24 protein-coding genes, 1 pseudogene and 1 riboswitch are annotated in these 24,709 nt (G+C 70.5%); of the genes and pseudogenes, 19 read left to right on the top strand and 6 right to left on the bottom strand.

What is annotated here, in order from left to right:
* Positions 1-233: 233 nt before the first annotated feature.
* Positions 234-590, top strand: coding sequence for an iron-sulfur cluster assembly accessory protein (locus ACFSL4_RS10150; protein WP_366028572.1), 357 nt, complete (start codon positions 234-236; stop codon positions 588-590).
* A gap of 85 nt (positions 591-675) precedes the next feature.
* Here ACFSL4_RS10150 and ACFSL4_RS10145 read toward each other — a convergent pair whose 3' ends face one another.
* Positions 676-2,208, bottom strand: a complete 1,533-nt coding sequence (locus ACFSL4_RS10145; RefSeq protein ID WP_381080801.1) for a hypothetical protein — start codon at positions 2,206-2,208, stop codon at positions 676-678.
* A gap of 162 nt (positions 2,209-2,370) precedes the next feature.
* Complete coding sequence (locus ACFSL4_RS10140; protein ID WP_381080799.1) at positions 2,371-2,577, bottom strand: hypothetical protein; 207 nt, start codon at positions 2,575-2,577, stop codon at positions 2,371-2,373.
* Between the two features lie 133 nt (positions 2,578-2,710).
* Here ACFSL4_RS10140 and ACFSL4_RS10135 point away from each other — a divergent pair, with 133 nt between their 5' ends.
* Positions 2,711-3,685, top strand: a complete 975-nt coding sequence (locus tag ACFSL4_RS10135) for a carbohydrate kinase family protein (protein ID WP_381080797.1) — start codon at positions 2,711-2,713, stop codon at positions 3,683-3,685.
* Between the two features lie 216 nt (positions 3,686-3,901).
* Here the strand turns inward: ACFSL4_RS10135 and ACFSL4_RS10130 are convergent, their stop codons facing one another.
* Positions 3,902-5,278, bottom strand: coding sequence for a cysteine desulfurase/sulfurtransferase TusA family protein (locus ACFSL4_RS10130; protein ID WP_381080795.1), 1,377 nt, complete (start codon positions 5,276-5,278; stop codon positions 3,902-3,904).
* A 302-nt stretch (positions 5,279-5,580) separates the two neighbouring features.
* Between ACFSL4_RS10130 and ctaC the strand changes: the two genes are divergently transcribed.
* From ctaC to ACFSL4_RS10110, 4 genes are all read left to right on the top strand, one after another.
* A complete protein-coding gene (gene ctaC / locus ACFSL4_RS10125; RefSeq protein WP_381080793.1) occupies positions 5,581-6,540 on the top strand; it encodes an aa3-type cytochrome oxidase subunit II in 960 nt (319 codons plus the stop codon).
* The gene (gene ctaD, locus ACFSL4_RS10120; RefSeq protein WP_381080791.1) at positions 6,537-8,279 is read left to right on the top strand and encodes an aa3-type cytochrome oxidase subunit I; all 1,743 of its coding nucleotides are present in this window, start codon (positions 6,537-6,539) and stop codon (positions 8,277-8,279) included. The genes ctaC and ctaD overlap by 4 nt, the downstream gene beginning before the upstream one ends.
* Positions 8,276-8,674 (top strand): cytochrome c oxidase subunit 4, encoded by a 399-nt coding sequence (locus ACFSL4_RS10115; RefSeq protein ID WP_381080789.1) that lies wholly within the window; start codon positions 8,276-8,278, stop codon positions 8,672-8,674. The genes ctaD and ACFSL4_RS10115 overlap by 4 nt, the downstream gene beginning before the upstream one ends.
* A 143-nt stretch (positions 8,675-8,817) precedes the next feature.
* Positions 8,818-10,071 (top strand): L,D-transpeptidase, encoded by a 1,254-nt coding sequence (locus ACFSL4_RS10110; protein ID WP_381080787.1) that lies wholly within the window; start codon positions 8,818-8,820, stop codon positions 10,069-10,071.
* 99 nt (positions 10,072-10,170) lie between these two features.
* On the opposite strand, the gene ACFSL4_RS10105 is transcribed toward ACFSL4_RS10110, so the two are convergent.
* A complete protein-coding gene (locus ACFSL4_RS10105) occupies positions 10,171-10,572 on the bottom strand; it encodes a response regulator (RefSeq protein WP_381080785.1) in 402 nt (133 codons plus the stop codon).
* Positions 10,573-10,750: 178 nt separating this feature from the next.
* Between ACFSL4_RS10105 and ctaE the strand changes: the two genes are divergently transcribed.
* The 8 genes and pseudogenes from ctaE to ACFSL4_RS10065 all read left to right on the top strand — a co-directional run.
* A complete protein-coding gene (ctaE, locus tag ACFSL4_RS10100; RefSeq protein ID WP_381080783.1) occupies positions 10,751-11,371 on the top strand; it encodes an aa3-type cytochrome oxidase subunit III in 621 nt (206 codons plus the stop codon).
* A 114-nt stretch (positions 11,372-11,485) separates the two neighbouring features.
* Entirely contained in the window at positions 11,486-12,298 is an 813-nt protein-coding gene (gene qcrC / locus ACFSL4_RS10095; protein ID WP_381080781.1) for a cytochrome bc1 complex diheme cytochrome c subunit, read from the top strand.
* Positions 12,295-13,353: a cytochrome bc1 complex Rieske iron-sulfur subunit gene (gene qcrA / locus ACFSL4_RS10090; RefSeq protein WP_381080779.1), complete on the top strand. Its 1,059-nt coding sequence runs from the start codon at positions 12,295-12,297 to the stop codon at positions 13,351-13,353. The genes qcrC and qcrA overlap by 4 nt, the downstream gene beginning before the upstream one ends.
* Positions 13,350-14,987, top strand: coding sequence for a cytochrome bc1 complex cytochrome b subunit (gene qcrB / locus ACFSL4_RS10085; protein ID WP_381080777.1), 1,638 nt, complete (start codon positions 13,350-13,352; stop codon positions 14,985-14,987). The genes qcrA and qcrB overlap by 4 nt, the downstream gene beginning before the upstream one ends.
* Before the next feature lie 183 nt (positions 14,988-15,170).
* Complete coding sequence (gene trpD / locus ACFSL4_RS10080) at positions 15,171-16,235, top strand: anthranilate phosphoribosyltransferase (protein ID WP_381080775.1); 1,065 nt, start codon at positions 15,171-15,173, stop codon at positions 16,233-16,235.
* 279 nt (positions 16,236-16,514) lie between these two features.
* On the top strand, positions 16,515-16,871 hold the full coding sequence (locus ACFSL4_RS10075; RefSeq protein WP_381080773.1) for a PRC-barrel domain-containing protein: 357 nt from the start codon (positions 16,515-16,517) through the stop codon (positions 16,869-16,871).
* A 42-nt stretch (positions 16,872-16,913) separates the two neighbouring features.
* Positions 16,914-17,081: a hypothetical protein gene (locus tag ACFSL4_RS10070; protein ID WP_381080771.1), complete on the top strand. Its 168-nt coding sequence runs from the start codon at positions 16,914-16,916 to the stop codon at positions 17,079-17,081.
* 77 nt (positions 17,082-17,158) lie between these two features.
* Positions 17,159-17,275: riboswitch (SAM riboswitch) on the top strand.
* A 181-nt stretch (positions 17,276-17,456) separates the two neighbouring features.
* Positions 17,457-18,026: pseudogene (locus ACFSL4_RS10065) on the top strand (aminotransferase class V-fold PLP-dependent enzyme); the annotation flags it as partial.
* Here the strand turns inward: ACFSL4_RS10065 and ACFSL4_RS10060 are convergent.
* Both ACFSL4_RS10060 and ACFSL4_RS10055 read right to left on the bottom strand, forming a co-directional pair.
* Positions 18,023-18,304 (bottom strand): Lrp/AsnC family transcriptional regulator, encoded by a 282-nt coding sequence (locus ACFSL4_RS10060; protein ID WP_381080769.1) that lies wholly within the window; start codon positions 18,302-18,304, stop codon positions 18,023-18,025. The pseudogene ACFSL4_RS10065 and the gene ACFSL4_RS10060 sit on opposite strands and share 4 nt — an antisense overlap.
* Positions 18,301-19,032, bottom strand: coding sequence for a rhomboid family intramembrane serine protease (locus ACFSL4_RS10055; RefSeq protein ID WP_381080767.1), 732 nt, complete (start codon positions 19,030-19,032; stop codon positions 18,301-18,303). The genes ACFSL4_RS10060 and ACFSL4_RS10055 overlap by 4 nt, the downstream gene beginning before the upstream one ends.
* A 156-nt stretch (positions 19,033-19,188) precedes the next feature.
* Between ACFSL4_RS10055 and ACFSL4_RS10050 the strand changes: the two genes are divergently transcribed.
* The 5 genes from ACFSL4_RS10050 (at position 19,189) to ACFSL4_RS10030 (ending at position 24,687) form a co-directional block, all read left to right on the top strand.
* On the top strand, positions 19,189-19,428 hold the full coding sequence (locus ACFSL4_RS10050; protein WP_381080765.1) for a hypothetical protein: 240 nt from the start codon (positions 19,189-19,191) through the stop codon (positions 19,426-19,428).
* Positions 19,429-19,462: 34 nt separating this feature from the next.
* Entirely contained in the window at positions 19,463-20,812 is a 1,350-nt protein-coding gene (locus ACFSL4_RS10045) for an NYN domain-containing protein (protein ID WP_381080763.1), read from the top strand.
* 339 nt (positions 20,813-21,151) lie between these two features.
* Positions 21,152-22,186 (top strand): C40 family peptidase, encoded by a 1,035-nt coding sequence (locus ACFSL4_RS10040; RefSeq protein ID WP_381080761.1) that lies wholly within the window; start codon positions 21,152-21,154, stop codon positions 22,184-22,186.
* Positions 22,187-22,404: 218 nt separating this feature from the next.
* A complete protein-coding gene (locus ACFSL4_RS10035; protein ID WP_381080759.1) occupies positions 22,405-23,424 on the top strand; it encodes a C40 family peptidase in 1,020 nt (339 codons plus the stop codon).
* A 42-nt stretch (positions 23,425-23,466) separates the two neighbouring features.
* Positions 23,467-24,687 (top strand): hypothetical protein, encoded by a 1,221-nt coding sequence (locus tag ACFSL4_RS10030; protein ID WP_381080757.1) that lies wholly within the window; start codon positions 23,467-23,469, stop codon positions 24,685-24,687.
* The last annotated feature ends 22 nt before the right edge of the window (positions 24,688-24,709 follow it).

Here is a 24,709-nt window from a genome sequence, read left to right as displayed (position 1 = left end):
GTCACGTTGACGATGGCCATAACGTCGATGTGACGTGAATCCCGGCACGCCCCGCCCGGCGTCACGGCGGCGCGCCCTGGGCTTCCCTGCAGGCTGGTGTCCCCGTTCCGTCGCGTGTGCGAGCATGAGTGGAGGGAAAGACAGAAGAATCGTGCCCGGCCCGGAATGAATCCGCGGCCACGCGGGTTGCATTCGTCGGCAAGCAGTCTCCGTACGACCCGGGAGAGATGTAGATGTCCGTACAGGACGAGACCACCACCGTCACCGACGGCATCATCCTGACCGACGCCGCCGCGGCCAAGGTCAAGGCCCTGCTCGACCAGGAAGGCCGTGACGACCTGGCGCTGCGCGTCGCGGTCCAGCCCGGTGGCTGCTCCGGCCTTCGCTACCAGCTGTTCTTCGACGAGCGGTCCCTCGACGGCGACGTGGAGAAGGACTTCGGCGGGGTCAAGGTCGTCACCGACCGCATGAGCGCCCCGTACCTGGGCGGCGCCACCGTCGACTTCGTCGACACCATCGAGAAGCAGGGCTTCACGATCGACAACCCGAACGCGACGGGCTCCTGCGCCTGCGGCGACTCCTTCAGCTGAGCACGCTCCATCGGCAGGTGCGAAGGCGGCGCCCCCCGACTGTCGGGGGGCGCCGCCTTCACAGGTCCGCGTCCGTGGAGCGCGCCTACCGCGCCAGCGGGGGCCCCGCCCCCTCGGAGGGCAGCGTGCCGGCCGTCCCCCGCGCGATCGTCCCGCCGTCCGAGCCCACCACCTCGCGGCCGCCCAGCGGCGCCTTCAGGTGCAGCGTCTCGTGGTAGAGCTTGGCGATCATGATGCAGACCACCTTGCCCGGCCAGGGCGTCTCGGTCACGGTCACCGTCACCCGGCCGGGGCTCTCGCTCACGGACGCCGTGTAGTCGGCGCACACCCCGCCCTCGTAGGCGATGGTGAGGTCCCTGCCGTCGGCGGTGTAACCCATCACCTTCACATCGCGCTTCGTCGGCGCCGACGGGCGGCCCGGTCCGCCCGTCCGCGGGGCCGGCGTTCCGCTCGGCTGCCCGGGCGGCTGCGGCGCGGTCAGATACTGCGGGTCCACCGCCGGATACGTCACCGTGACCGTGTCCCGGGACCCCGCCGGCCGCACCTCGAACAGCCATGACGGCACCAGCACCGCCCGTGCGTCCACGGAGTGCCGCGCGAGCCCGAACACCGCGCCCAGCACGGGCGTCGAGGCGCGCTCCGGCGCCGCGGTGGACGCCCCGCACGGTGCCTCGTCCCGGTCCTTGAGCGGTACGGGGCTCGCGCAGCCCCCGATGCCCTTGCGGCCGTACGACGGGGGCGCGCCGTTCATCAGGTCCAGCGTCCGCTTCGCGTCGACGACCGGGTAGACGGCGCCCTTCACCGGCGCCTTCAGGTTCCCGCTGCCGCCGACGATCCGGCCGTCCGCGGCCACCTGGACACCGGTCGACCAGCCGTGCGTGGGCAGCCCGCCGATCGTCGGGTCGGCGTTGACCACCCGCAGGGAGCCCATCACCTGGCGGGCGTCGAGTGCGGCGCCGTCCTGGCCCACCGCCTTCAGCACCGGCGCGGCCGCCTTCTTCGCGGCGGCCTCGCTCACGGGGTGGACGAGGTCCTGGCGGACAGCGCACGGCTTGACTTTCGTGCAGCGGTTGTCGGACCCGTACGGGTACCGGCTGAACGTCCAGGTCCCCGGCGCCTGCCGGTTCACCCGCAGCACGGGCTCGGAGCCGTCCTTGGTCACCCCGACCGTCCAGGTCCCGCCGACCGGCTTCGGGGTGCCGCTCACGTCCAGTGCCCGGGCGAGCCGGGCCACCTCGTCGCGCGTCACCTCGCCCGTCGCCCGGTACACCGGCGCCGATGCCGGGCCGTCGGGGAGCGCGCCCGTGGCGCGGTACGTCGTGCCGTACGGGTCGGGCTCGCCCACCGCGATGCCGGCCCCGTCGCCGGCCCCGCCGCCCGTGGTATAGCCGTCGAGGGCAAGCGCCGGGGGAGTGCCGTCACCGCCCGGCGTCGAGGACCCGCCCCCGCCGCCGGACGTGGTCGCGGCGAGATACGCCCCGCCGCCCGCGACGAGCAGGACCGCCGCCGCCACCGAGGCGACGATCACCGGGGAACGCCGCCGGAGCGGCACGGTCCCGCCCGCGTCCTCGGTGACCTCGCCGGCGTCACGCGCGTCGTCGGGTCGCTCGGTGTTCACCGCATCGCTCCTTCGGATCCGCTGCTGTCCCAGGAGACCGCCGTGACCGGAAGGGACACGGAAGGCCGTACGCCGCCTCCTTCGTACGGGGGACAGCGATGGGACGTACCGGGGGAGCGCACGGTTCCCCCGGGCGGGGCGCACGGTCCCGGGGGCGCCTGCTCAGTCCCCGTACTCGGACATGGCGTCCAGGAGGCGGGCCGAGGCGGCCGGCACCGAGACCCCGTGGATCAGGGACGGGGGAACGGGCCGGGACGCGGCCCTCTCCGGGGCGGCCCAGTGCGGGACCATGCGGGCGCAGTCACCGCGCAGCGACGCCAGGTCTCCTTCCTCGAACGGGGCGGTGCCATGGACCTTGAGCTTCGTCATGACGAAACCGTAGGCAGCTCCGGGCCCACGAAGAAAGCTCTACTATCGGGTAGTTTTGCCTGCTTCAGGGGCGGGGGCGAACCGGGTAGCGTGAACTGTCAATCCCCCTCCTCCACAGGAGCGTGTCCTCGCCGTGCGTATCGCAGTCACCGGCTCCATCGCCACCGACCACCTCATGACGTTCCCCGGCCGCTTCGCCGACCAGTTCGTCGCGGACCAACTGCACACGGTCTCGCTCTCCTTCCTGGTCGACCGCCTCGACGTCCGCCGCGGCGGGGTGGGCGCCAACATCGCCTTCGGCATGGGGCAGCTCGGCAGCTGCCCGATCCTGGTCGGCGCGGCCGGCTCGGACTTCGACGAGTACCGGGCGTGGCTGGACCGGCACGGAGTGGACACGGAGTCCGTGCGTATCTCCGAGACCCAGCACACGGCCCGTTTCGTCTGCACCACCGACGCCGATCACAATCAGATCGGCTCCTTCTACACCGGCGCGATGAGCGAGGCCCGGCTCATCGAGCTGAAGACGGTCGCCGACCGGGTGGGCGGCCTCGACCTGGTGCTGATCGGCGCGGACGACCCGGAGGCGATGCTGCGCCACACCGAGGAGTGCCGCACGCGGTCCATCCCGTTCGCCGCCGACTTCTCGCAGCAGATCGCGCGCATGAGCGGCGACGAGGTGCGGATACTGCTGGACGGGGCGACCTACCTCTTCTCCAACGAGTACGAGAAGGGGCTCATCGAGACCAAGACCGGCTGGTCGGACGGCGAGATCCTGGCCCGGGTGGGCCATCGGGTGACGACGCTCGGCGCCCGCGGCGTGCGCGTCGAGCAGTCCGGCCGGGAGCCGATCGAGGTCGGCGTGCCCGACGAGACGGCGAAGGTCGACCCGACGGGTGTCGGCGACGCCTTCCGCGCGGGCTTCCTGTCGGGCCTGGCCTGGGGCGTCTCGCTGGAGCGCGCGGCCCAGATCGGCTGCATGCTCGCGACGCTGGTCATCGAGACGGTGGGCACCCAGGAGTACCAGCTGCGCCGCGCCCACTTCATGGAGCGCTTCACCAAGGCGTACGGCGACGACGCCGCCATGGAGGTCAAGGAACACCTGGTCTGACACCGGGCGCGGGCGGCCCCTCTAGGGGGCGTTTCGGAAGTCCCGCACAGCACCCGCGGCGCCCGGCACGCTCCCCCAGGCTCTTCGAGCAGGGGGCACCCGCACTCGCCGCACCGGCCGAAACCCCGAGTACGTCCAGTACGAGGGCTTTCGTCCGGCACGCCGAGAGCACGCACCGGACACCGCGGGCACCGCACAGGACTTTCGAAACACCCCCTAGGAGAGCCGGCGGACCAGGTAGGCGCGGCCCCCTTCCGCCGGCTCCTCGCCCACGTACTCCTGCCCCCGCATCTCGCACCACGCCGGGATGTCCAGCCGTGCCGCCTCGTCGTCGGCCAGGACGCGGACCGTCCCGCCCACCGGGACCTCCCCGATGACCTTCGCCAGCTCGATCACCGGGATCGGGCAGCGCTTGCCGAGGGCGTCGACGACGAGGACACCCTCGCCCGCGGCCGTGCGGGGAGAGGGCGCGCCGAGCTTCTCGCGCACCGCCGCCACCGCGCCCGGCAGCGCCGAGAGGAAGCGGTCGATCTCCTCCGCGGGCGTGCCCGGCGGCAGAGATACCCGGACGTTGCCCTCGCTGAGCACCCCCATCGCCTTCAGTACATGGCTCGGTGTCAGTGTGCTGCTCGTGCACGACGACCCGGAGGAGACGGAGAAGCCCGATCTGTCCAGCTCGTGCAGCAATGTCTCCCCGTCGACATAGAGACAGGAGAAGGTGACGATCCCGGGCAGCCTGCGGTCCGGATCGCCCACCACCTCCACATCCGGTACGAGATCCGGCACGCGCTCCCGGATCCGCTCCGTCAGCTCCCGCAGCCGTACCGCCTCCTCGGTCGCCTCCGCCCGCACCGCCCGCAGGGACGCGACGGCCGCCACCACGGCCGGGATGTTCTCGAAGCCGGCCGCCCGCCCCGACTCCCGCTCGTCCGCGGGCCCTTGAAGGGCGAACCGCACCCCTTTGCGCACCGCGAGAAGTCCGACACCAGGTGGTCCACCCCATTTGTGCGCACTGGCCGTGAGCACTGACCAGTCGCCCTCCACCGGGCCCCAGCCCACCGACTGCGCCGCGTCCACCAGCAGCGGCACACCGGCCTCCCGGCACACGGCGGCCACCTCGGCGACCGGCTGCACCGTCCCCACCTCGTGGTTGGCCGACTGCAGACATGCCAGTGCGGTGTCCGGGCGCAGTGCGGCCCGGTACGCCTCGGGGGTGACGGCGCCCGTGCGGGAGACCGGCACCCGGGTCACCGTTCCGCCGGCCGACTCGAAGACCTCAGCCGAATGGAGCACGGAGGAGTGCTCGACCGCGGACACGATCAGGTGACGTCCGCTCCTGCGGCGGCCCGTCAGGGCCCCCTCGACACCGGTGTGCACCGCCCGGGTTCCGGACGGGGTGAAGACCAGCTCGTCCGGGCGGCAGCCCACCGCCTCGGCGCCCGCCTCGCGCGCGGCGTCCAGCAGCAGCCGGGCCCGCCGCCCCTCGCGGTACAGCCGGGAGGGATCGGCCCACCCCTCGTCGAGCGAGGCCAGCAGGGCCTGCCGGGCGACGGGGTGGAGGGGGGCGGCGGAGGCGGCGTCGAAGTAGGACACACCGCAACGCTAACGCGCGCGAACGGCCCGGCCCGGCACGGGATCCGAAGGTCCCGTCAGATGGCCGCCAGGGCCGGTACTTCGGGGGTCCGAGGGCCGTCCTGGGGTGGTCCCCCGGACGGCGCGGTCGCCCCTTCGGGGTGTCGGGCGGCGCGTTGGGCACCCTCCCCGCGCGACCCAAAATGGCGTCCAGTAGGGTTTGGTCCGCATAAACATCAAACCCCTGCCCGACGCAGGGCGGCGACCGACCAGCAAAAAGGCCGCAGCCGGGCGCGCGGGCGAGACTCTCGGGAAGGCGCTACGTGAGTCCCAACGGCTCCGACCGCTCGCTGCGGCGCCCGATGCGGCGGAAGCTGCTGCAGGCACTGACCGCGGGCCTGGTCCTGGCGACCGCCACCGGTTGCACATACAAGGACTTCCCCCGCCTTGGTATGCCCACCCCGGTCACGGAGGAGGCTCCTCGGATCCTCTCCCTGTGGCAGGGGTCCTGGGCGGCCGCGCTCGCCGTCGGCTGCCTTGTCTGGGGCCTGATCCTGTGGAGCGCATTCTTCCACCGGCGCAGCCGCACCAAGGTCGAGGTTCCTCGGCAGACCCGCTACAACATGCCGATCGAGGCGTTGTACACGGTTGTCCCCCTCCTCATCATCTCGGTCCTCTTCTACTTCACCGCCCGTGACGAGTCGAAGCTCCTCGACATGTCCAAGAAGCCCGACGTCACCATCAACGTCGTCGGCTTCCAGTGGAGCTGGGGCTTCAACTACATCTCCCCCGTCGACGGTGTGTCCGGCGACGCGAAGACCGACGCGAACCTGGCCGCCATTCCGGACCGGTTCAAGACGGAGTTCCCGGCGAACGCCGGCGGTGTCTACGACATCGGCACGCCCGCCACACGCAACCCGCAGACGGGCAACCCCGGTCCCACCCTGTGGCTCCCCAAGGGCAAGACCGTCCGCTTCGTCCTCACCTCGCGTGACGTCATCCACTCCTTCTGGGTGGTGCCGTTCCTGATGAAGCGCGACGTCATCCCCGGCCACACCAACGCGTTCCAGGTCGTCCCCAGCAAGGAGGGGACCTACCTGGGCAAGTGCGCCGAGCTCTGCGGCGTCGACCACTCCCGCATGCTGTTCAACGTGAAGATCGTCTCGCCCGAGCGTTACGAGCAGCATCTGAAGGACCTGGCCAAGAAGGGGCAGACCGGTTACATCCCCGCCGGCATCGCGCAGACGGGCTACGAGAAGAACCGGGAGGCGAACGAACTGTGAGCATCCTCAATGAACCCCAGGGTGCCGCCGCGGCCGCGGGCTCGTACGAGAGCGAGTCGCCGGTCAGGCGCAAGCGTCCCGGCAGCACCGTCGTCAAGTGGCTGACCACCACCGACCACAAGACGATCGGCACGCTGTATCTGGCCACGTCGTTCGCGTTCTTCTGCCTCGGTGGCGTCATGGCGCTGCTGATGCGTGCGGAACTCGCCCGGCCGGGTCTGCAGCTGATGTCGAACGAGCAGTTCAACCAGGCGTTCACGATGCACGGCACGGTCATGCTGCTGATGTTCGCGACGCCGCTGTTCGCCGGTTTCACGAACTGGATCATGCCGCTGCAGATCGGCGCGCCCGACGTGGCGTTCCCGCGGCTGAACATGTTCGCCTACTGGCTCTACCTGCTCGGCTCGCTCGTCGCGGTCGGCGGTTTCCTCACCCCTGAGGGCGCGGCCGACTTCGGGTGGTTCGCGTATGCACCCCTGTCGGACGCGATCCACTCGCCGGGTATCGGCGGCGACATGTGGATCATGGGCCTGGCCCTCTCCGGCTTCGGCACGATCCTCGGCTCGGTCAACTTCATCACCACGATCATCTGCATGCGGGCCCCCGGCATGACCATGTTCCGCCTGCCGATCTTCGTGTGGAACGTGCTGCTGACCGCAGTGCTGGCCCTGATCGTGTTCCCGGTCCTCGCCGCGGCGCTGTTCGCCCTGGAGGCGGACCGCAAGTTCGGCGCCCACGTGTTCGACGCGACCAACGGCGGTGCCCTGCTGTGGCAGCACCTCTTCTGGTTCTTCGGCCACCCCGAGGTGTACATCATCGCGCTGCCGTTCTTCGGCATCATCTCCGAGGTCATCCCGGTCTTCAGCCGTAAGCCGATGTTCGGCTACACGGGCCTGATCGGTGCCACGATCGCCATCGCCGGACTGTCGGTGACGGTGTGGGCGCACCACATGTACGTCACCGGTGGCGTCCTGCTCCCGTTCTTCTCCTTCATGACGTTCCTCATCGCCGTACCCACCGGCGTGAAGTTCTTCAACTGGATCGGAACGATGTGGAAGGGCTCGCTGTCCTTCGAGACCCCGATGCTGTGGGCGACCGGCTTCCTGATCACCTTCACGTTCGGTGGTCTGACCGGGGTGATCCTGGCCGCGCCGCCGATGGACTTCCACATCTCGGACTCGTACTTCGTGGTGGCGCACTTCCACTACGTGGTCTTCGGCACGGTCGTGTTCGCGATGTTCGCCGGCTTCCACTTCTGGTGGCCGAAGTTCACCGGCAAGATGCTCGACGAGCGCCTGGGTAAGTTGACCTTCTGGACGCTGTTCGTCGGTTTCCACGGCACCTTCCTGGTCCAGCACTGGCTGGGCGTGGAGGGCATGCCGCGGCGTTACGCGGACTACCTCGCAGCCGACGGCTTCACCGCCCTGAACACGACCTCGACGATCTTCTCGTTCGTGCTCGGCCTGTCGGTCCTGCCGTTCTTCTACAACGTCTGGAAGACGGCCAAGTACGGCAAGCGCGTCGAGGTCGACGACCCCTGGGGCTACGGCCGGTCGCTCGAATGGGCCACTGCCTGCCCGCCGCCGCGGCACAACTTCATCACGCTGCCGCGGATCCGCTCCGAATCGCCCGCCTTCGACCTGCACCACCCGGAGATCACCGCGCTCGAGCAGCTCGAGTACATGGGTGCCGGTGCCGGCAGCAAGGCCGTCGCTGGTGGCAAGGAGGCCGGCAAGTGAAGATCCAGGGCAAGATGTTCCTCTGGCTGGCTCTCTTCTTCCTCATCATGGCCATCGTCTACGGCGTGTGGGCGAAGGAGCCGGCCGGTACCACCGCGCTCTCCCTGTCCTTCGGCCTGAGCATGATGGTCGGCTACTACCTGGCCTTCACGGCCCGGCGGGTCGACGCGGGCGCCCAGGACAACAAGGAGGCCGATGTCGCGGACGACGCCGGTGAGCTCGGCTTCTTCAGCCCGCACAGCTGGCAGCCGCTCGCCCTCGGCCTCGGCGGCGCGCTCGCCTTCCTGGGCGTCGCGATCGGCTGGTGGCTGATGTACTTCGCGGCCCCGTTCATCCTGGTGGGCCTGTGGGGCTGGGTCTTCGAGTACTACCACGGCGAGAACCGCACCCAGTAGCACCCGGCAGACCCGCGCCCGGCGCATGAGAGAGCCCGGATACTCCGTCAGGAGCGTCCGGGCTCCCTCTTTTGCTCCCTCTTCTTTCCCTCGTACGGGTCACTCGGCGCGCCGTGCTTGACGGACGTTCTTAGCGTGATCTCATGAGCCACTCACCGCGAAACCGCACGGTCGTCGGCTGCACCCTGCTGGTGATCGCCTTCGGCGTGGGCCTCGGCGCCTGCACGTCCGACGGCGACCCGCTCTCGGCGAAGCCGTACGACGCGGCGGGGCAGATCAGCTACAACGTCGGTACGAAGAAGAAGGCCGACCCCGGCAAACCAGTGGAGATCACCGTCTCCGACTCGAACGCGCGCATCACGGATGTCACGGCCACCGACAGCCGGGGACGCCATGTGGCCGGGGAACTCTCCGCCGACGGCAGCCGCTGGCACAGCACCGCACCGCTGGCCGCCGGTACCCACTACACGGTCCGGGTGAGCACGGAGGACGAGGACGGAGCCCCCGGCCGCAAGGTCATCGACTTCGACACCAGCACCCCCACGACCAAGAAGGTGCTGAACGTCACGTTCGGCCCGAAGCCGGGCACGTACGGCGTCGGTCAGCCCGTCACCGCCGAACTGAGCGCCCCCGTGAAGGACAGGGCCTCCCGGGCGGCCGTGGAGGGCGCCCTCAGGGTGGACTCCGTGCCCGCGGTCCAGGGCTCCTGGTACTGGGTGGACGACAAGACGCTGCACTACCGCCCCAAGGAATACTGGCCCGCCCACGCCACCATCACGGTCCGCAGCAACCTCGCGGGAGTGAAGATCGGCGACCGCCTCTGGGGCGGCGAGACAAAGCCGCTGAAGCTCACCACGGGGGACCGGATCGTCGCCCTGACGGACGCGGCCGCGCACCGGATGACGGTCTACAGGGACGGCGAGGTGATCAAGGAGATCCCCGTCACCACCGGCAGGGCCGGCTACGACACCCGCAACGGGATCAAGGTCGTGCTCTCCAAGGAGAACCCCGTACGGATGCGCGGGACCACCATCGGCATCTCGGAGAACTCGTCGGACTCGTTCGACCTGCTGGTCTACTGGGCGACCCGGGTGACCTGGAGCGGTGAGTACGTGCACGCCGCGCCCTGGTCCGTCGACTTCCAGGGGTACTCCAACGTCAGCCACGGATGCACCGGGATGAGCAACCAGTACGCCCAGTGGTTCTACAACACCGTACGGGTCGGCGACATAGTCCAGGTCGTCAACTCCAAGGGCCAGCAGATGGCCCCGTTCGGCAACGGCTTCGGCGACTGGAACCTCGACTGGAACAAGTGGCGCAAGGGCAGTGCCCTGACCGCAGGGGTCTCCCCGGCCGCCGCCGCGGACCGAGCGAGGCTGCGCCCGGAGACGGCCTGAGCCCACGCTCCCGCGCGGCCGGAACCCCGTCCGGCCGCGCCGTACGGCCGCACAGCGCGGCGAACGGGCCCGCAGGCACCTTCCCGCCGGGACCGTCCCTCAGGCCCTCACAAGGGCCTTGCGGCGCAGCAGAGCGGCCAGAGCGGAGGCGAACTCCACCGGTTCCACCGGCAGCGCCACGGCCGTGTCGGCGCGGCTCCAGGTCGCCAGCCACGCGTCCTGCGGCCGTGCGATCAGCAGCAGCACCGGCGGGCACTGGAAGACCTCGTCCTTGATCTGCCGGCAGACGCCCATGCCGCCCATCGGCACGGCCTCGCCGTCGAGCACGCACACGTCGATGCCGCCCTTGTCCAGCTCCCTGATGACGGCTCCAGGCGTGGCGCACTCCACGAACTCGACCACGGGCACGTCCGGGGCCGGCCTGCGCCCGGCAGCGAGCCGGACCTGTTCGCGGGTGTTGGCGTCGTCGCTGTAGACCAGCACCGTGGCGGTCGGCTGCATGATTCCTCCGGGACGTCGGCGTCATACGGAACGGGCCGTTGCGCCGGATGCTACTCCCTTGCACACGTGGTCAACAGCTGTTCGGACGAGGCTTCGATGGGCCATCCGGGCAGTCCACACGGTGGGGACACCCCGAACGGCACCCCCCGGAGTGAGGGCGAGATAAGCGCCCGACATAATGTCGGTCGTGGCGACAGCAACGACAGTAGACACCGGGCACGCGCACCCGTCGGTCAACCGACCGAACCTCACCAGCGTCGGAACCATCATTTGGCTGAGCTCCGAGCTGATGTTCTTCGCGGCCCTCTTCGCGATGTACTTCACCCTTCGATCGGTGACCGGGCCGGACCACTGGAAGGAGATGGCCAACCATCTCAACTTCCCGTTCTCGGCCACCAACACCACCATCCTGGTGCTCTCCTCCCTGACCTGCCAGCTCGGTGTGTTCGCCGCCGAGCGCGGTGACGTGAAGAAGCTCCGGGGCTGGTTCATCGTCACCTTCATCATGGGTGCGATCTTCATCGGCGGTCAGGTCTTCGAGTACACGAGCCTGGTCAAGGAGGAGGGCCTCTCGCTCTCCTCCGACCCCTACGGCTCGGTCTTCTACCTGACCACCGGCTTCCACGGCCTGCACGTGACGGGCGGCCTCGTGGCCTTCCTCCTGGTCCTGGGCCGCACCTACGCGGCGCGCAGGTTCACTCACGAGCAGGCGACCGCCGCCATCGTCGTGTCCTACTACTGGCACTTCGTCGATGTCGTCTGGATCGGCCTCTTCGCCACGATCTACATGATCAAGTAGACGGCCGCTGGCCGCGGCGGACGGTCACCCGATCCGGGAGAACCGATCGCCCGCGACGAACCGGTCCCAATTCCAGAAGCACCGACGCAGAAGATCCTGACACCGGGGTAATCCGTGAAAAAGCTCTCCGCACGACGACGCCATCCGATGGCGGCGCTCGTCGTCCTACTCATCGCGCTGACGCTCTCCGGGGGGCTCTACGCCGCGTTCGCGCCCGCGGACAAGGCGCAGGCCGATGACAGCGCCCAGTCCCTCGCCATCGAGGAGGGCAAGAAGCTCTACTCGGTGGGCTGCGCCAGTTGCCACGGCACCGGCGGTCAGGGCAGCTCCGACGGCCCGAGTCTGGTCGGCGTCGGCGCGGCGGCCGTCGACTTCCAGGTCGGCACCGGCCGCATGCCGGCCGCGACCTCGCAGGGCGCCCAGGTCCCGAAGAAGAAGAACATCTACACCCAGGCCCAGATCGACCAGCTCGCGGCGTACGTCGCCTCCCTCGGCGCCGGCCCGGCCGTCCCGTCGAAGAACGACTACAGCCCCGAGGGTGCCGACATCGCCAAGGGCGGTGAGCTCTTCCGGACCAACTGCGCGCAGTGCCACAACTTCACCGGCAAGGGCGGGGCGCTGACGCACGGCAAGTTCGCACCGAACCTCGAGGGCGTCGACCCGAAGCACATCTACGAGGCCATGCAGACCGGCCCGCAGAACATGCCGTCCTTCCCCGACACCACGATGTCCCAGCAGAACAAGAAGGACATCATCGCGTACCTGAACGCGGTCAACGGTGACCAGACGGAGAACCCGGGCGGCCTCGAGCTGGGCGGTCTCGGTCCGGTCTCCGAGGGCCTGTTCGCCTGGATCTTCGGACTGGGCGCCCTGATCGCGGTCGCCGTCTGGGTCGCCGCTCGGACCGCAAAGGCCAAGAAGTCATGAGTAGCCAAGACATTCCAGAAGAGAACCTGCCCGCTGAGCAGGACACCGCACCCGGTGCCGTGACGGTGGCGGACGAGGAGAACCCGTTCGCCGACCCGGGCCTGCCGCCCCACGAGCACCGCGTCCAGGACATCGACGCGCGCGCCGCCAAGCGCTCCGAGCGCACGGTCGCCCTGCTGTTCACCGTGTCGATGCTGGCCACCCTCGGCTTCATCGCCTCGTACGTCACGATCCCCGGTGACAAATCGATCTACGTCTTCCCGATCGGGCACATCAGCGCGATGAACTTCGCGCTGGGCCTGACGCTGGGCGTGGCGCTGTTCGCCATCGGCGCGGGCGCCGTCCACTGGGCCCGCACCCTGATGTCCGATGTGGAGATCGCCGACGAGCGTCACCCGATCGAGGCGTCGCCCGAGGTCAAGTCGAAGGTCATGACCGACTTCCGGCAGGGCGCCAAGGAGTCCCAGCTCGGCCGGCGCAAGCTGATCCGCAACACGATGCTCGGCGCGGTCGCCCTGGTGCCGCTCTCCGGCCTCTTCCTGCTGCGCGACCTCGGTCCGTTGCCCGGGACGAAGCTGCGGCACACGGCGTGGCGCAAGGGCAGGCTCCTCGTCAACATGAACACCAACGAGCCGCTGCGTCCGTCCGACGTCGCGGTGGGCTCGCTGACCTTCGCCAAGCCCGAGGGCCTGGAGGAGACCGACGAGGACTTCCAGAAGGAGATCGCCAAGGCGGCCTTGATGATCGTCCGGCTGCAGCCGGGCAACATCAAGGACAAGAAGGAACTCGAGTGGTCCCACGAGGGCATCGTGGCGTACTCGAAGATCTGCACCCACGTCGGTTGCCCGATCTCCCTGTACGAGCAGCAGACGCACCACGCGCTCTGCCCGTGCCACCAGTCCACCTTCGACCTCTCCGACGGTGCCCGAGTCATCTTCGGCCCGGCCGGTCACGCCCTGCCGCAGCTGCGCATCGGCGTCAACGCGGACGGTTACCTCGAAGCGCTCGGCGACTTCGAGGAGCCCGTCGGTCCTTCCTTCTGGGAGCGCGGATGAGTACTACGACGACCAACGAGTCCCGCTCGCGCGGGAGGGCACCGGCCGGCGAGCGCGTCGCCGACTGGGCGGACGGCCGACTGGGGATCTACTCCCTGGCCAAGGCCAACATGCGCAAGATCTTCCCCGACCACTGGTCGTTCATGCTGGGCGAGATCTGCCTCTACAGCTTCATCATCATCATCCTCACGGGTGTGTATCTGACGCTGTTCTTCCACCCGTCGATGAACGAGGTGGAGTACCGCGGCAGCTACGTCCCGCTGCAGGGCCAGCTGATGAGCGAGGCGTTCAACTCGACGCTGCACATCAGCTTCGACGTCCGCGGCGGTCTGCTGATCCGGCAGATCCACCACTGGGCGGCGCTGGTCTTCCTCGCCGGCATGTTCGTGCACATGATGCGCGTGTTCTTCACGGGCGCGTTCCGCAAGCCGCGTGAGATCAACTGGCTGTTCGGCTTCCTGCTGTTCGTCCTGGGCATGTTCACCGGCTTCACCGGTTACTCGCTCCCGGACGACCTGCTCTCCGGCACCGGTGTCCGCTTCATGGAGGGCGCGATCCTGTCGGTGCCGATCGTCGGCACGTACCTGTCGTTCTTCCTCTTCGGCGGCGAGTTCCCGGGCGGCGACTTCGTGGCCCGCTTCTACTCGATCCACATCCTGCTGCTGCCGGGCATCATGCTCGGCCTGGTGGTCGGCCACCTGATCCTGGTCTTCTACCACAAGCACACGCAGTTCGCGGGTCCCGGAAAGACGAACAACAACGTCGTCGGCATGCCGCTGCTGCCGGTGTACATGGCGAAGGCCGGAGGCTTCTTCTTCCTGGTCTTCGGTGCCATCGCGATCGTCGCGGCGATCGCCCAGATCAACCCGATCTGGGCGATGGGCCCCTACCGTCCGGACCAGGTGTCCACGGGCGCCCAGCCGGACTGGTACATGGGCTTCTCCGAGGGCCTGATCCGTACGATGCCGGGCTGGGAGATCAACTTCGCGGGCCACACGCTCGTCCTGGGCGTCTTCATCCCCCTGGTGATCTTCCCGCTGATCCTGGTCGCGATCGCGGTCTACCCGTTCATCGAGTCGTGGGTCACCGGCGACAAGCGCGAGCACCACATCCTCGACCGCCCGCGCAACGCCCCGACGCGCACCGCCTTCGGCGCCGCCTGGATCGCCTGGTACTTCGTGCTGCTGGTCGGCGGTGGAAACGACCTCTGGGCCACGCACTTCCACCTGTCGATCAACGCGATCACCTGGTTCGTCCGCGTCTCGTTCTTCGTGATGCCGGTGCTCGTGTTCATCATCACCAAGCGGATCTGCCTCGGCCTCCAGCGCCGCGACCGCGACAAGGTGCTGCACGGCCGCGAGTCGGGCATCATCAAGCGGCTGCCGCACGGTGAGTTCATCGAGGTCCACGAGCCGCTCAGCCAGGAGCAGCTGCACACGCTCACGGCGCACGAGCAGTACAAGCCGGTCGAGATCGGCCCGACGGTCGACGAGAACGGCGTCGAGCGGAAGGTCAAGGGCTCTCAGAAGCTGCGCGCGAAGCTCAGCAACGCCTACTACGGGGAGGACAACCAGATCCCCAAGCCCACGGTCGAGGAGTACAAGGAGATCACGAGCGGCCACGGCCACCACTGATCGCTGCGCGCGCCACGCCACGGTCGAAGGGCCCCGTCCAGTGCATGGACGGGGCCCTTTGCCGTGCCCCGGGGTGGATAGGGTGGAGCTGTCCCCGAACGGGGGGACGAGGACCCGTCCGCGGCACGGCGGGGGTCCGGAGGAGAACCCAGTCCCCTTCGGGACATGACCCAGGAGCGGCTCATGAGCGCTGTGCACCCCGCTGGAGGCGACACCGCGGCGGGTCGTTCCTGGCCCCAGGTGCTGAACGGGCTCCTCGACGGCCGCGACCAGAGTGCGGACGACACGGCCTGGGCGATGGACCGGATCATGCGCGGCGAGGCGACGGACGCCCAGATCGCCGGGTTCGCGGTCGCCCTGCGGGCGAAGGGCGAGACGGTCGAGGAGATCACCGGACTCGTGCGCGCGATGTACGAGCACGCGAATGTGATCGAGGTGCCGGGACAAACGGTCGACATCGTCGGCACGGGCGGCGACGGCGCCAGGACCGTGAACATCTCCACGATGTCGTCGATCGTGGTCGCGGGCACGGGCGCGAAGGTCGTCAAGCACGGCAACCGTGCCGCGTCCTCCGCCTCCGGGGCCTCGGACGTGCTGGAGAAGCTCGGGGTCAATCTGGAGCTGACGCCGCAGCGGGTGGCGGAAGTGGCCGAGGAGGCGGGGATCACCTTCTGCTTCGCCGTGAAGTTCCACCCGGCGCTGCGGCACGTGGCCGCGGCACGCGGGCAGCTCGGCATCCGGACGGTGTTCAACTTCCTCGGTCCGCTGACGAACCCGGCCCGGGTGAGGACGCAGGCGATCGGCGTCGCCGATCCCAGAATGGCGCCGATCATGGCCGGGGTCTTCGCGGAGCGCGGGAACTCGTCCCTGGTCTTCCGGGGCGACGACGGCCTGGACGAGCTGACGACCACGTCGACGTCCCGGGTGTGGATCGTGCGCGACGGCAAGGTCACCGAGGAGTCCTTCGACCCCCGGGACGTCGGCATCGAGCTGGTCCCGGTGGAGGCGCTGAGGGGCGCCGACGCGTCGTACAACGCCGATGTCGCGCGGCGGCTGCTGGAGGGCGAGACGGGGCCGGTGCGCGATGCGGTGCTGCTGAACTCGGCGGCGGCCCTGGTGGCGCTGGAACCGGGGGAGGGCCCGCTCGCGGACCGGATCCGGGCGGGGATGGAGAAGGCGGCGGTGTCGATCGACTCCGGGGCGGCCAAGCGGGTCCTGGACCGGTGGGTGGCGGTCAGCAACGCGTAGCGCCTGCGGGGCCGGGGCTTCTCAGGGCCGCGGTCCCCCGGGGACGAGCGGGCGGCGGGGCCGAGCGGCCGCCTCGGGGACGATCGGCCCCGCCGCGCATCGCCCCCCGTGCTGCTGCCGCACTGCGGCGGGGAAGCCGCCGTCCGGGTGGTAAAAGGCCAGGTCAAGCGCGCGACGGAGACGCGGCCGGAGTACAGTGAACGCGTGGCGGTTCCCGCCGGTCACGCCCGCACCGGCCGGAACGCCCGTGGGAGACCCGCCGGTCGCAAGGAGCGAGGCATGATTCACTCAGCCGATATCCGCGAATGGCGCAATCAGGATGTGATCGACCCCAGGGGCCGCAAGATCGGGGCCCTGGAGGCCGTCTACGTGGACACCGCCACCGATGCGCCGGCCATGGCCACCGTCCGCACCGGACTGCCCACCCGCTACAAGCTCGTCTTCGTCCCCCTCGACGAGGCGACCCTGGGGCCGGGCTATGTGAAGGTGGCGCACCCCAGGGGGCTGGTGAGGAAGGCGCCGTCCATGGGTGTGGACGATGTCCTCCCGGTCGAGCGGGAGGCCGAGGTCTACCAGCACTACGACAAGCCCTACGAACCCGGAGCCGACCGGGGACGCCGCCTGGCGCGCCGCTGAACAGCGCGTCGGGCGCGGTACCGACGGAGGATGTGGTCGCTCATGGCGCTGTTCCTGTTCCTGATCATCGTGGCGATCGCGCTGGGTCTCGTGGGCGCGGTCGTCAAGGGGCTCTTCTACCTTCTGGTCATCGGCATCGTGGTCTTCGTGGCCGCTTTCGTGCTGCTCGGTGCGCGCTGGTCCCGCTCGCGCCGGCGCCCCGTGCGGTGAGACGGGCGTCCGGTGACCGTCCCGGTATCCGGACAGACATGGCGGTCGGACGGTCACGTCCCGTAGTGTCGCGGCCAGGTCATGAGCGACAGTCATTCGGCCCCGGCCGGCTGTCCGGCAACCCTCCGTCCGTGGCGGGGTGCCCCGGGTGAAGACCGGGCCGCAGGCAGCGAGGTCTGCGGCAAGCGCGGACCCCTCGCCTCACCAGGGGTCCTGGTCGTCCGAGGGAGCCTTTCCGTGAGCAAGCGAATGCGCTAGGGCCGCAGAGCCCCGCCTCCGCATCCTCCTTCTCACCCTTCTCCGTGCCGCCGACGCTGACGCGCGCCCTCCGGCGTGCCGCCCGGCACGGCGATCTCACCTGCCTCACGGGAGTGCGCCCATGCCATCGCCTCCGCCTGCAAGGCGCTCACCGAGGCCAGCTTCGACACCCTCGTCGCCCGCGAGCAGCACCTGATCCGCACGGTCCGCGAGGGTCTCGCCGAGGTCCCCGGGGCCAGGATCCTGTCCCTCTTCGGCGACGACGCGCCGCGGGTCGGGGTCATCTCCTTCGTCGTCGAGGGCTGGAACAGCTCCCGCTTCGCCGCCGCGCTCTCCGCCGAGTACGGCATCGGCGTCCGCGACGGCCTGTTCTGCGCCCACCCGCTGGTGCGCATCCTGGTCGGCGGCGATCCGCGGAGCAGGGATGCGTGCGGCACCCCCGGCGACCGGCCTCTCGACGCGATCCGCGTCAGCTTCGGCGCGGGCACCCCCGACGAGCACGTGGAGCGCTTCCTCCACGCGGTGGGACGGCTCGTCCGCGACGTCCGGTGCGGTTCGGCGGCGCCCCGAAGGGGCGCGGGGAACCGCACGACCGGCCTCCCCCAAGCTCTCGACTGCGTTCGAGCAGGGGGCACCCCCCTCGCACCGGCAGGTGGCGTAACGGACTTCCAGCGAAACACCCCCTAGTTGTCGAGGCCGATCGCGAACGCCGCCTCCAGGTCGTGCTGCGAGTACGTACGGAAGGCGACGTGGGTGTCCGTGGCCAGCACGCCCGGGATCTTGCTGATCCGGCCGGGGATGACGTCCGCCAGGTCGTCGTGGGCCTTGACCCGGACCATGGCGACGAGGTCGTACGTACCGGTGACGGAGAAGACCTCGCTGACGCAGTCCAGCGCGGCGATCGACTCGGCGATCTCGGGGATCCGGTCCACGCTGGTCTTGATGAGCACGATCGCGGTGATCACGGCTGGTGTTCTCCCTCGGGGGCCTGGGCTGGGGGTTTCACCCTACTCGTACGCCCGTAGCGCACCCAGGCGTAGACGAACCCCAGGGAGAAGCCCACCAGGTGGGCCAGGTACGCCACCCCGGGACCCTGCGTGGTACGGCCCGCCGCCATCCACTGCAGGGTCGCCCAGAAGGGCAGCACCACCCAGGCGGGAAAGCGCAGCGGCAGGAAGAGCAGGAACGGGAAGAGACTGGTCACCCGGGCCTTGGGGAACAGGAACAGAAAGGCGCCGAGGACCGCGGAGATCGCTCCGGACGCCCCCACCAGCGTCTGCGCCGACCCGGCGTTGGCGGCGGCGTAGCCCAGCAGCGCGAGATAGCCGCAGCCCGCGTAGAACAGGGCGAACTCCACATGGCCCATCCGCTCCTCGGCCATCGCCCCGAAGACGTAGAGGAAGAGCATGTTGCCCAGCAGATGTACCCAGCTTCCGTGCACGAACAGCGCCGTCGCGGGGGTGAGCGCGGTCCGCGGCGCCCCGCCGAACAGCTCGACCGGCACCACGCCCCAGCGGGCGAAATAGGCCCGCTGCGCGGCGGGCAGAGCGTCCCCGGACCCGTAGGCCGGGTTCAGCCCCGAGGCCGGCCCGAGCAGGAAGATCAGGCAGCACAGGGCGATCAGTCCGTAGGTCACCGGCGCCGACTGGCCCCGCAGCGCTCGGGCGGCCGCCCTGCTCCAGGTGCTGATCATGGAACAGAGCATGGCGTAACGGGACCGATCCGCACAGAGTGCCTCGCCGCGGGGTACGGGCGGGCGGCGAGTACCCGCCAGGCCGTAGGGTTACGAGCCACACGCTCCAGGGAAACTGGCGCATCACGGAGACTGGAAGAAGGAAGAGCAGCCACGATGACGGTTCCCCTGCCGACGGAGAAGACCCGCTGGCGCTGCACGCTCTGCGGCAACCTGACGCGGTTCGACGTGACCCGCTCGTCGAAGGTCGTCGAGTACGTGCACCTGGATCTGGCCGGAGAGCCGACGGTCGAGGAGCGCGAGGTGGTCAGTGAGACCATCGAGTCGGTGCGTTGCCGCTGGTGCAACGCCGTGGACCAGGTGGAGCTCGTGGACAGGCCGGGCGCCGGCTCCTGAGGGAGGCGGTCCCGCACAGGCATTGGGGTGACGGATGGTGGAGACCACGGGCGGGGAGCCGGCCGACGGCACCGCTGAGGTGCTCGACCGTCCGCTGCCCGAGGGTGTGCGCCGCCGGGTCGTGCAGATCGTGTCCGACGGATTCGGCGGCCTGACCCTCGGCGACCTGCCCCCGCAGCTGCGGCAGTACGCCCGGTTCGCCCCGAACCGCCGGGTCAAGTTCGCCGGCAACGCCATGGCGGCGGCCCTGGAGACGGGCGCGCTGTTCCGGCAGCGCATCGCGGAACGGCTCAGAGAGGCCCAGCCGGAGCTCGCCGGCGCCCTCGACTCCGGCTCACCGCCCCCGGCCGCGGACCCGCTCGACGTGGCGGCCGCGGCCTACGTACTGCGCCCCCCGGGCTGGGTGAAGCTGGTGACCGCCGCAGGCGAGGAGGCCCAGCGCGCGGACGCCGAGCGGGCCGACGAGGAGAGCCGGGCCGAGCTGGAGCGGCTGCGCGGGGAGCTGGCCGCCGCCCGCGACCGGACCCGCGCCGAGACCGAGCGGCTGCGTGGGGAGCTGGACTCGGTGCGCAAGGAGGCCGAATCGCTCCAGCGCAAGCTGCGTGCCGCCCTCAGTGACGTCAAGCGCGGCGAGGCCGCCCTGCGCAAGGTGCAGGGGGAGATCGAGGCCGTGCGCGCCGAGGGCCAGGCGCAGATGTCCGCGGCCGAGGGCGAGAACCGCCGGCTCAAGGCGCGCCTCGGCGAGGCGGAGGCGGCCCTGGAGGCCGCCCGCAGGGCGGCGCGTGAGGGGCGCAGCGTCGAGGACATGCGGGTACGGCTGCTGCTCGACACGGTGCTGGAGGCGGCACAGGGGCTGCGGCGGGAGCTTGCGCTGCCCCCGGTGTCGATGCGGCCGGCTCAGACCGTGGACGCGGTCGAACCGGGACGTATGACCCCCAAGGACATCGCCGCCCGCGCCTTGTCCGAGCACGATCCCGCGATCCTGGACCAGTTGCTCGCGCTGCCGCAGGCGCATCTGGTCGTCGACGGCTACAACGTGACCAAGACCGGCTATCCGCAGATGCCGCTGGAGAAGCAGCGGCTCAGGCTCCTCGGGCAGCTCTCTCAGCTCGCCGCGCAGACCGGCGCCGAGGTCACCTGCGTCTTCGACGGGGCCGAACTGGCCGCGCCCGTGCTGCTCGCGCCGCCGCGCGGGGTGCGGGTGCTGTTCTCCAAGCCGGGCGTCACCGCCGACGAGCTGATCCGGCAGTTGGTGCGCGCGGAGCCGCCGGGCCGGCCGGTCATCGTCGCTTCCACCGACCGCGAGGTGGCCGACGGGACCGCCAAGGCGGGCGCGCGCCCGGTCGCGTCCGCGATGCTGCTGAAGCGTCTGTCCCGCGGCTGACGGCGTCGGCTCCCCCGGGTGTGGCGTCGCCGAGCCTCGCACACCGGTACGCCCCATGCGTACCGAAAGAACCAAGCGCAACATCCGTCGGGGATGCCCGAATTGGCGGATCCTTCACGCAACGTAGGGTCAAGCTGACATCACCGCATGTGAGTTGAATGCAAAGAATGCACGTCGCGGCGGAGTTTTTTGCCGCGGGGATTTGAACTGATCACAAGAAGGTCACTAGGGTCTGGCCTCGAACCTCCGCTCGGGTGATCACTCATCGGGAGTGACGGCGGAGGGGCACCGCCCACCGGCGTGTCGGTAGGCGGCTGGAGGAAGAAGGAGCTCGCCTCCGTGGCGTCCCACCGTCGACCCAAGCAGCCGAACCGCGCACGTGTGACCGTGCTCACCAGTGTCGCCGCCGCCGCCGTGGCGCTCAGCGCCCAGGCCGCCAGCGCCGCCCCCAGCGCGAAGCCGAGCAAGGACGAGGTCAAGTCCAAGGTCGACAAGCTCTACGAAGAGGCGGAGAAGGCCACCGAGATGTACGACGGGGCCAAGGAGAAGCAGGAGAAGCTGGAGAAGCAGATCTCCACCCTGCAGGACAAGGTCGCCCGCGGTCAGGACGAGCTCAACCAGCTGCGCGACAGCATCGGCACGATGGCCAGCGCCCAGTACCGCACCGGCAGCATCGACCCCTCCGTGCAGCTCTTCCTCTCCTCGAACCCGGACGACTTCCTCGACAAGGCCTCCACGCTCGACCAGTTGAGCAGCCAGCAGGTCGAGGCGCTGAAGAAGATCCAGGAGAAGCAGCGCGAGCTGGCCCAGGAGCGCAAGGAAGCCTCCGACAAGCTCAAGGACCTCGCCGACACCCGCGCCGAACTCGGCAAGAAGAAGAAGGAAGTCCAGGGGAAGCTCGCCGAGGCGCAGAAGCTCCTCAACAGCCTGACCGCCGCAGAGCGCGCGGCCCTGGCCGCGCAGGACGCGCGCGCGAGCCGCGCCAGCGAGCGCAGCGTCCTCAGCGGCTCCAGCAGCGCCGCCTCCGGCCGGGCCGCCGCCGCGTTCTCCGCCGCGCAGAGCAAGATCGGCTCGCCCTATGTCTACGGCGCCTCCGGCCCCTCCTCGTTCGACTGCTCGGGCCTGACCTCCTGGGCCTACGCGCAGGCCGGCGTCTCCATACCGCGCACATCGCAGGCGCAGGCCAACGCCGGCACCCGCATCTACAGCGCCAGCGACCTCAAGGTCGGCGACCTGGTCCTCTTCTACGGCGATCTGCACCACGTGGGCCTGTACGCGGGCAACGGCCAGGTGCTGCACGCACCGCGCACCGGAACCGTCGTGCGCTATGAGTCGATCGGCAACATGCCCTTCCAGTTCGGCGTCCGCGTCTGACGTCCCCCCGCGGCTTCTCCGCCCGCCCGAACGGGCGAATTCCAGCGGCTCCCGCTGACCCCGCGTCCCGCCGATGACCTGCGTCAGCGGCGGGACATCGCGTTTCGGGGCGCGTCGGGGTTCTTTGGTCCCCGAGTGATCACCCGGCTACTGTCTGCCGCGTTCTTCCCCCGGCCGTGCGGCGGGGGTTCGTTCAGCGGAAGGGAGTGCGACCGGTCGTGGGGTCCCATCGCCGCCTTGCACCATCCGGCCTCGGCCGGGGCCATGGCGCCACAGCCGCAGTCCTGTCCGCCGCGGCCGCCGTCGCCGCGGCACTCGGCACCGTACCGGCGGACGCGGCCCCGTACGACGGCCCCCGGGCCGCGGTGGACCGGCTGTACCGGGAGGCCGAGCAGGCGACCGAGGCGTACAACACGGCCGAGGAGCACGCCCGTTCGCTGCGCCGCCAGGTCGGCCAGGCGCAGGATCGCATCGCCCGGGAGCAGGACCGCGTCGACACTCTCCGGGACGCGCTGGGGGCGCTCGCCGGGGTCCAGTACCGCTCCGGCGGCCTCGCCCCCACCCTCGCGCTGCTGTTCTCCGACGACCCGGACGAGTACCTCGACAAGGCGGCCGTGCTCGACCGGATCGGCGTCCGCCAGGCCCGGCAGCTCGGAAAACTCCGCTCGGCGCTGCGCGAGTTGGGACAGGAGCGGGCCGAGGTGGCCGACAAGCTCGCGGAACTGGACAAGAGCCGCAGGGCCGTGGCGCGGCACAAGAAGACCGTCGAGCGCAAACTCGCCAGGGCGCAGCGGTTGCTCGGCTCCCTCTCGCTGGCGGAGCGCGCAGCCTACGAGCGGGCGTCCCGCTCCGGCCGGCCGCTGCCAGGCCTCTCCGCCGTCGCCCCGGCGAGCGGCCGTGCCGCCGCGGCCGTCGCGGCGGCACGCTCCGCGCTCGGCCGCCCGTATGTGTGGGGTGCCAACGGGCCGGGCGGCTTCGACTGTTCGGGCCTGATGCAGTGGGCGTATGCGAGGGCGGGCGTCGGACTGCCGCGCACCTCGCAGCAGCAGCGGTACGCCGGCCATCCGGTGCCGCTGTCCGGGGCCCGCCCCGGCGACCTGGTCGTCTACCGCTCCGACGCCAGCCATGTGGCGATGTACGTCGGGGGAGGCCGCGTCATCCACGCGCCGCACCCGGGGGCCGCCGTGCGCTACGACCCGGTCGGGATGATGCCGGTGTCGTCGGTCATCAGACCCTGACCACGGCGCCCGGCCGGGCCGGCCTGCGCGTACGATCGGCGCGTGGCTGGGCGTGGGCGTGGGCGGGGAGCGGCGGCGGCCTGTGTGCTGCTGCTCGCCGGGCTCGCCGGCTGCGGCGCCCCGGCGGCGCCCGACACCCAGACGGCCGCCGTGCAGCGGCTGCTCGACCGGCGGGCGACAGCCGTTCTGCACCGGGACCGGCCCGGGTTCCTGGCCACCGAGGCCCCCACCGGCGACGCGGCGGGACGGCCCGCGGCCGGTGCCGCCGGGTTCGACAACCTCCGCGCCCTGCCCCTGGCGGCCTGGTCCTACCGACTCACCGCCCTGCACCGCACCGGCGACCGGGCCACCGCCGACGCCGAGCTGCGCTACCGGGTCGAGGGCTACGACCGGGCGCCGGTCACCACCGCCCGGGCGCTGCGGCTGGTCCGCACCGGCGGCCGCTGGTACATCAGCTCCGACGCACCCGCCCCGAGGGCGGCCGGGCAGCTCTGGGAACAGGGGGTCGTCGAGGTGGTCCGCGGCACGCACAGTCTCGTTCTCGGGGTGGGACAGCCGCGGCGCGTCCTGCGCGGCTACGCGCGCCTCGCGGACCGGGCGGTACCCGCCGTGACCGGGGCCTGGGGCACCCACTGGCCGGGGCGTGTCGTGGTCGTCGTCCCGCGGTCGCTGGAGGCGATGGCGGAGCTGCTCGGCGCGCCGGCGTCCGGCTACCGGGGCATCGCCGCGGTCACGACCGGCGAGGCGGGGGGCACCGGGCGGGCGCCCGCGGACCGGATCGTCGTCAACCCCGACGCGTACGCGATGCTGGGCGGCTCGGGCAGACAGATCGTCCTCAGCCACGAGACCACCCATGTCGCCACCCGCGCCGCCACCACGGCGGCGACGCCCCTGTGGCTGTCCGAGGGGTACGCCGACTGGGTCGGCTACCGCGGCGACAGCCGCACACCCGCCCAGGTGGCCCCCGAGCTGGACCGCTCCGTCGCCCGTGGGCGTGTCCCCGCCACACTGCCGGCGGACGCGGACTTCGCCTTCAGCGGGGACGCCGGGAGGCTGGCGCAGGCGTACGAAGGCGGCTGGATGGCCTGCCGGCTCATCGCCGACCGCTGGGGAGCGGCCCGGCTGAACGACTTCTACCGGGCCGTGGGAGCCCACCGGCGGCGGGAGGGCGCGGTCGAGGCCGCGCTGAAGGGGGTGCTCGGCACGACGCCGGAGGTGTTCACACGGCAGTGGCGGGCCTATCTGAAGGCCCACCTGGGCTGACGTCGGGGCCCGGAGCGGCCGG

This window comes from Streptomyces caeni (assembly GCF_042678285.1).
Taxonomy (GTDB): domain Bacteria; phylum Actinomycetota; class Actinomycetes; order Streptomycetales; family Streptomycetaceae; genus Streptomyces; species Streptomyces caeni.
The sequence above is the reverse complement of the archived record's forward strand: the minus strand, read 5'-3'. Positions and strand labels throughout refer to the sequence as shown.

Coding starts and splice junctions, on each gene's coding strand:
- ACFSL4_RS10140 (WP_381080799.1), bottom strand. CDS start 2,577: ATGACGAAGCTCAAGGTCCATGGCACCGCCCCGTTCGAGGAAGGAGAC.
- trpD (WP_381080775.1), top strand. CDS start 15,171: ATGAGCGCTGTGCACCCCGCTGGAGGCGACACCGCGGCGGGTCGTTCC.
- ACFSL4_RS10075 (WP_381080773.1), top strand. CDS start 16,515: ATGATTCACTCAGCCGATATCCGCGAATGGCGCAATCAGGATGTGATC.
- ACFSL4_RS10070 (WP_381080771.1), top strand. CDS start 16,914: ATGGCGCTGTTCCTGTTCCTGATCATCGTGGCGATCGCGCTGGGTCTC.
- ACFSL4_RS10045 (WP_381080763.1), top strand. CDS start 19,463: ATGGTGGAGACCACGGGCGGGGAGCCGGCCGACGGCACCGCTGAGGTG.
- ctaE (WP_381080783.1), top strand. CDS start 10,751: ATGTCGGTCGTGGCGACAGCAACGACAGTAGACACCGGGCACGCGCAC.
- ACFSL4_RS10150 (WP_366028572.1), top strand. CDS start 234: ATGTCCGTACAGGACGAGACCACCACCGTCACCGACGGCATCATCCTG.
- ACFSL4_RS10105 (WP_381080785.1), bottom strand. CDS start 10,572: ATGCAGCCGACCGCCACGGTGCTGGTCTACAGCGACGACGCCAACACC.
- qcrB (WP_381080777.1), top strand. CDS start 13,350: ATGAGTACTACGACGACCAACGAGTCCCGCTCGCGCGGGAGGGCACCG.
- qcrA (WP_381080779.1), top strand. CDS start 12,295: ATGAGTAGCCAAGACATTCCAGAAGAGAACCTGCCCGCTGAGCAGGAC.
- ACFSL4_RS10055 (WP_381080767.1), bottom strand. CDS start 19,032: ATGATCAGCACCTGGAGCAGGGCGGCCGCCCGAGCGCTGCGGGGCCAG.
- ACFSL4_RS10050 (WP_381080765.1), top strand. CDS start 19,189: ATGACGGTTCCCCTGCCGACGGAGAAGACCCGCTGGCGCTGCACGCTC.
- ACFSL4_RS10110 (WP_381080787.1), top strand. CDS start 8,818: ATGAGCCACTCACCGCGAAACCGCACGGTCGTCGGCTGCACCCTGCTG.